The sequence below is a fragment of the Mesorhizobium sp. M7A.F.Ca.US.005.03.2.1 genome, assembly GCF_003997795.1.
Taxonomy (GTDB): Bacteria; Pseudomonadota; Alphaproteobacteria; order Rhizobiales; family Rhizobiaceae; genus Mesorhizobium; species Mesorhizobium ciceri.
In genome coordinates, this window is record NZ_RZRP01000404.1 from 1 (window position 1) to 5574 (window position 5574).

Genomic DNA, 5574 nt, shown 5'->3' on the forward strand with positions numbered 1-5574 from the left:
GCGCCTATGCCGTGCTGATCGCGGTGCGCCAATACGGCTTTGAAGGCCCGGACTTTCGCTGGATCGCGGTGACCGGTCGCCTGTGACATCCCGTGCTCAACCCGCCGCGCGCGATCGTGCGCTGAACCGCCTTCGCCGCGCGATACCGACGCCGCGCACAGCGCTTATCGGCGCAGTGTTGTGGGCTGTGACGATGGGCGCCAGCGCGCTCGTCACCCTGTTGTTGGACGACTGGGAGACGCCGGCGAAAATCCGCATTGTCACCATGCTGTTTGCGGCGGGAGCTGCGCTGGCCTTCCCCATCGGCCTGTTTGCGACGCGGCTGGTCTCGCAGGGAAGACGCTGGGAAGTCGCTTTCGCCGCGGCCTTCGTGTGCCTAGCAGCGGCGACGATCGGCCTGACCGGCGGGCTGTTTGCCCTGCAGTACCGCTCCTACTACGCCGAGTGGCATGCGCCTGCTTTCACCCGCACCTGGGTCCTCCAGTTCGTCTTCACGACGTTGATTGCGCTCTATCAGTTCGTAGTGCTGGGCATCCGGCTCTATTTTCCAGTTGGTTTCATCGCTCTGTTTGCCGCGGGCGTCTGGTTTGCGCGCCAGCGGCGTTGAGCATTTTGCTCGCCTCTGTTAGGACGCGGGCAAACTTCTCGATATGTCAGGACTGACCGATGATCCCTCGCTATTCCCGGCCGGAAATGGTCGCCATCTGGTCGCCAGAAACCCGGTTCCGCATCTGGTTCGAGATCGAAGCCTATGCCTGCGATGCGCTGGCCGAACTCGGCGTCATCCCCAGGGAAGCGGCAAAAACCATCTGGGAAAAGGGTAGTGCCGCAAAATTCGACGTCGAGGCGATCGACGAGATCGAACGAGTCACCAAGCATGACGTCATCGCCTTCCTGACCCATCTTGCTGAATTTGTCGGGCCGGACGCCCGCTTCATCCACCAGGGCATGACCTCATCGGACGTTCTCGACACCTGCTTCGCCGTACAGCTGACCCGCGCCAGCGACATCCTGCTCGCCGACATCGACGGTCTGCTTGCAGCGCTCAAGCGCCGCGCCTTCGAGCACAAGAACACCGTCACCATTGGCCGCAGCCACGGCATCCATGCCGAGCCGACGACCTTCGGCGTCAAGCTGGCGCAGGCCTATGCCGAGTTCTCGCGCTGCCGCGAGCGGTTGGTGCACGCGCGTGAGGATATCGCCACCTGTGCGATCTCCGGGGCGGTCGGCACCTTCGCCAACATCGACCCCTATGTCGAGGAACATGTGGCGGCGAAGCTCGGCCTGAAGCCCGAGCCGGTGTCGACGCAGGTGATCCCGCGCGACCGCCACGCGATGTTCTTTGCCACGCTCGGCGTCATCGCCTCGTCGGTCGAGCGGCTGTCGATCGAGATAAGGCATTTGCAGCGCACCGAAGTGCTCGAAGCGGAAGAGTATTTTTCGCCGGGCCAAAAGGGCTCCTCGGCCATGCCGCACAAGCGCAACCCGGTGCTGACCGAAAACCTCACCGGCCTTGCCCGCATGGTTCGCTCCATGGCGATGCCGGCGATGGAGAATGTGGCGCTCTGGCATGAGCGCGACATTTCCCACTCCTCAGTCGAGCGCATGATCGGCCCTGACGCCACCGTGACGCTCGATTTCGCACTGTCACGGCTGACCGGCGTCATCGACAAGCTGCTCGTCTATCCCGACAACATGCTGAAGAACATGAACAAGTTCCGCGGCCTCGTGCATTCGCAGCGTGTCATGCTGGCGCTGACGCAGGCTGGGTTGTCTCGCGAAGACTCCTACCGTCTGGTCCAGCGCAACGCCATGAGGGTGTGGGAGCAAGGCGCTGATTTTCTTGAAGAATTACTGGCCGACAAGGAAGTGACCGCTGCCCTGCCCGAGGCCGAAATCCGCGAGAAATTCGACCTGGGCTATCACACCAAGCATGTCGACACGATCTTCAAGCGGGTGTTTGGCAAAGCCTGAGGCAAAGCGCTATACCGTCGCTGGCCGCGAGCGGCAGGCTTCACCTTCTCCCCTGTGGGAGAAGGTGGATCGGCGCGCAACGCCGCGACGGTTGAGGGGTGCTCCAGCTTGGCGCAGCCCTCAAATCAAGCCTTGCCGGGAACAGTCCTGATCACCGTGCCCCATGGATCTTCGCGGGTCACCGGGCTGGTCACATTGTCCGAACGCATCTCCACCCAGGCCAGACCCGACCGGCTGGGATCGCGGCGGCCGGCGCCCGAACTCTGCCAGGCGTTGGCGCCGATGTGGTGGTGATAGCCGCCTGACGACAGGAACACCGCCTGGCCGCCATATTTGGCCACCGTGTCGAAGCCGAATTCCTGGTTCCACCAGGCTTCGGCGTCTTCCGGCCTGCCGACGCGCAGGTGGACATGGCCGACGACGCTGTTTTCCGGCGCGCCCTGCCAGCCGGCGTCACCCGCAGGCACTTCGGCAACGACGGACGGAATGTTCATCCGCTCGGTCGCCATCGCCACCTTGTCGCCATTCCACTTCCAGTCCTGCGGACGGCGGTCGGCATAGATCTCGATGCCGTTGCCTTCGGGATCGGTCAGGTACAGTGCTTCGCTGACCAGATGGTCGGAAGCGCCCTCGATGGCGATCTTGTTTGATATGGCGTGGTTGATCCAGCGGCCGAGATCGGCACGGCTGGGCAGCAGGAAGGCAGTATGGAACAGGCCTGCGCTGCGAGGATCATCCGGCTTGGCCGAAGGATCGGCCTCGATGACCAGCAACGGACGGTTGGCGGCGCCCAGCGTGATCGCCCCATCGGCGCGGCTCAGTTCCTGCAGACCGACGATGCTGCGATAATATGCGGCAAGGCTTTCCGCGTCGCGCGCCTTCAGCCCGACGCGGGCAACGCTGACCGGGGTGGTGGCGGCAAAAGGCAACTCGCTCATCAAATGCTCCGTTCGACCGGCCTGCGATGAAGCTCCCAAAGCGAGAAACCCCACTCCGCCGATCATTGTACGTCGTGTCAGTTCCAAAGTCAGGGTTCCCGCGCACGGCTGTTTCTTTTCCTGACCACAGATCGTCCATCCGCATCGTTCACACAAGACGCGAAGAAGCGAACATGGTGTTCACTATTGTGATCAAACGTGGCGTTTCTGCCGGTTGCACGAAGCGATGCCGCTCGCTATCTCAGCGCCATGAAGGTCAGAGACGCAGATATTCTCATCGTGCCGGGCTACGCCAATTCCGGCCCCGACCATTGGCAGAGCCGCTGGCAGTCGAAGCTGTCGACGGCGCGCCGCGTCGAACAGGCGGAGTGGTCGAAGCCGGTGCGCGAGGACTGGACGGCGAGCGTCGCCAAGGCGGTCAACGAGGCCGAGCGGCCGGTCGTCCTGGTCGCGCACTCACTTGGCGTCGCCGCGGCGGTGCAAGCCATTCCGCAATTCCGCAAGCCGGTCGCCGGGGCCTTCTTCGTGGCGCCGCCCGATGTCGCTAACCCCGAGATCAGGCCCAGGCACCTGATGACCTTCGGCCCCTACCCGCGTGAGCCGCTGCCCTTTCCCTCGATCGTGATTGCCAGCCGCAACGATCCGTTCTGCGCCTTCGATGTCGCCGAAGACATTGCCGGTGCCTGGGGCTCGCTGTTCATCGATGCCGGCGAAACCGGTCATCTCAGCGAGGATTCGGGCTTCGGACCGTGGCCCGAAGGCTCGATGACCTTCGCCAAGTTCCTGACGGACCTGTAATATATACGGTCAAAGCCTGAACACGAAGCTGCTCGGCAGGCCATCCGGCTTGCGTGAACAATAATTTAATGCAGATCGCGATAATCTCTCCAGCAACGGCGAACTCTGTTCGCCGAACGATTATATTCGCGCGTACTAAATAGCAATTATTCAAAGAAAGCCCATACTTGGCCAAGGATGCTTCACTCGATTGTTAAGAGGTGTCGCCGCGCTCGTAGTTCTGAATGGGCATTGTTTGGGTGCTTTTGCGCCATTGATGGAAGGCGAGGGAGACTTGGCCGGGCAATCGCTCAAAACAAGCCTGGCTTTCGTCGCGTTCAATGGCGGCTCCGCCGTCTACCTGTTTTTCGTCCTGTCTTCCTACGTGCTCGTGAAGCGTTATTTTCAGACCAGCAAGGCACAAGATCTGCGGTTGGGTGCGATCAAGCGCCTGCCACGCCTGGCCGGCCCGGTACTCGTTACGACGCTGGCATCCTGCATCATCTTCAAGCTCGACCTGTATTTCATCAAGGATGCGGCCGCCGTCACCCAATCCGACTGGCTGAGAAGTTTCGGCAATGCTTCAAAGGTGCTATCGCCGGAGACTGCGAGTTTCGCCGACGCGTTTCTGCAAGGGGCGTGGCGGACGTTCATCTACGGCGACAACTATTATGACAGCAGTCTGTGGACCATGACGGTCGAGTTCTGGGGGAGCATGCTGACCTTCGCCCTCGCCCCGATCGTCTTTTTCCTTCAAGGCCGCTGGACGTTATCGTTCTGGGTCTGCATAGCAGCAGTCGTGTTCCTGGCGCTGCAAGTCAGTTACTTTCTTTGTGCCTTTCCGGCCAGCCTCTTGCTCTATCCGCTTCTCGCCATGGATTTTCGCCCGAATCGGTGGGTGAGAGGCGCCATGGTGATGGTTTCCCTGGCGCTGCTGGGTTATGCGGGGAGTGCCGTGGGCATATATCGCCCGTTCGCCGTGCTTGACGTGGCTTCCGATGTGGGCCTGCGGCAAGCCTGCGTGGCCATCCCGGCAAGCGTCATGTTGGTCTACGCGGTGCTGAGTGTGGATGAGCCTCTATCATGGCTCTCGGGTAAGGTGGCACGTTTTCTGGGCGACCTGTCCTTCCCACTCTACCTCGTGCATGTACCCGTTATCTGCTCATTGGGGTCATGGGTTTTGTTGACAAGCGGTTCCACCGCACTCGGCGCCGCCGCCGCCATACTGGGTTCGATCCTCGCGGCGTTGCCGCTCATGACCTTCAACAACTGGTGGGTCCAGATGGTCGGCGCCCTGTTCAACAGGTTCAGGCGCGGCGGACCTATCGCCGCGGCGCCTGCGGCGTCGAGCGCCTAACCGCCCGGCGCTGTGACGGCAGTGCGTCCGGTTCGGGTTCAGGATCCGATCGAATCCTTGATGCCCTTGAGCAGGGTCTTTGCGCCCAGTGAAATCAGCGCATGCTCCGAGCCCATGGCCAGCAGGCGATAGCCCATCGACACGACCCGGCCGGCAATTGCCGGCTCGACAACGTAGATCGCCGCATGTTTGCCGGCCTTGCGGGTGCGCTCGGCCACCGACGCCACCGTCTCCATCATGCTTTCCAGCGTCGAATTGACCGTGGCGCCATTGCTCCAGGCGATCGAGAAATCCGACGGGCCCAGGAAGATGCCGTCGATGCCGGGCGTATCGAGGATGCCATCGAGAGCATCGAGGGCTGCACGCGTCTCGACCATGGCGAAGGCCATGGTGCGCTGGTTGGTGTCGCGCAGCCAGTCGGCCTGGTCGCCTTGGCCGTGGCGGGGAAAAGCGTAGGTCGGGCCCCAGGAGCGCTCGCCGACCGGCGGGTATTTCATGGCGGCGGCGGAAAGGTTTGCGGCGGCAACC

The 5574-nt window shown here is 62.2% G+C and carries 7 protein-coding genes; 5 read left to right on the forward strand and 2 right to left on the reverse strand.

Features of this window, described 5'->3' with window-relative positions:
* From EN991_RS21275 to purB, 3 genes are all read left to right on the forward strand, one after another.
* Positions 1-86: DUF2259 domain-containing protein (locus EN991_RS21275; RefSeq protein WP_127369485.1), on the forward strand; the 86-nt coding region annotated here is incomplete at its 5' end.
* Positions 87-193: 107 nt separating this feature from the next.
* Positions 194-607 (forward strand): hypothetical protein, encoded by a 414-nt coding sequence (locus EN991_RS21280; protein ID WP_013532120.1) that lies wholly within the window; start codon positions 194-196, stop codon positions 605-607.
* A 59-nt stretch (positions 608-666) separates the two neighbouring features.
* The gene (gene purB, locus EN991_RS21285; protein ID WP_127367026.1) at positions 667-1974 is read left to right on the forward strand and encodes an adenylosuccinate lyase; all 1308 of its coding nucleotides are present in this window, start codon (positions 667-669) and stop codon (positions 1972-1974) included.
* Between the two features lie 125 nt (positions 1975-2099).
* On the opposite strand, the gene EN991_RS21290 is transcribed toward purB, so the two are convergent.
* A complete protein-coding gene (locus EN991_RS21290; protein ID WP_013532122.1) occupies positions 2100-2912 on the reverse strand; it encodes a VOC family protein in 813 nt (270 codons plus the stop codon).
* 249 nt (positions 2913-3161) lie between these two features.
* Between EN991_RS21290 and EN991_RS21295 the strand changes: the two genes are divergently transcribed.
* Positions 3162-3710, forward strand: coding sequence for an alpha/beta hydrolase (locus EN991_RS21295; RefSeq protein ID WP_127369486.1), 549 nt, complete (start codon positions 3162-3164; stop codon positions 3708-3710).
* A gap of 190 nt (positions 3711-3900) precedes the next feature.
* Positions 3901-5046 (forward strand): acyltransferase, encoded by a 1146-nt coding sequence (locus EN991_RS21300; RefSeq protein WP_127369484.1) that lies wholly within the window; start codon positions 3901-3903, stop codon positions 5044-5046.
* A 38-nt stretch (positions 5047-5084) separates the two neighbouring features.
* Here EN991_RS21300 and EN991_RS21305 read toward each other — a convergent pair.
* Positions 5085-5574 (reverse strand): aldolase/citrate lyase family protein (locus tag EN991_RS21305; protein WP_245461029.1); only part of this gene is annotated, 490 nt, incomplete at its 5' end.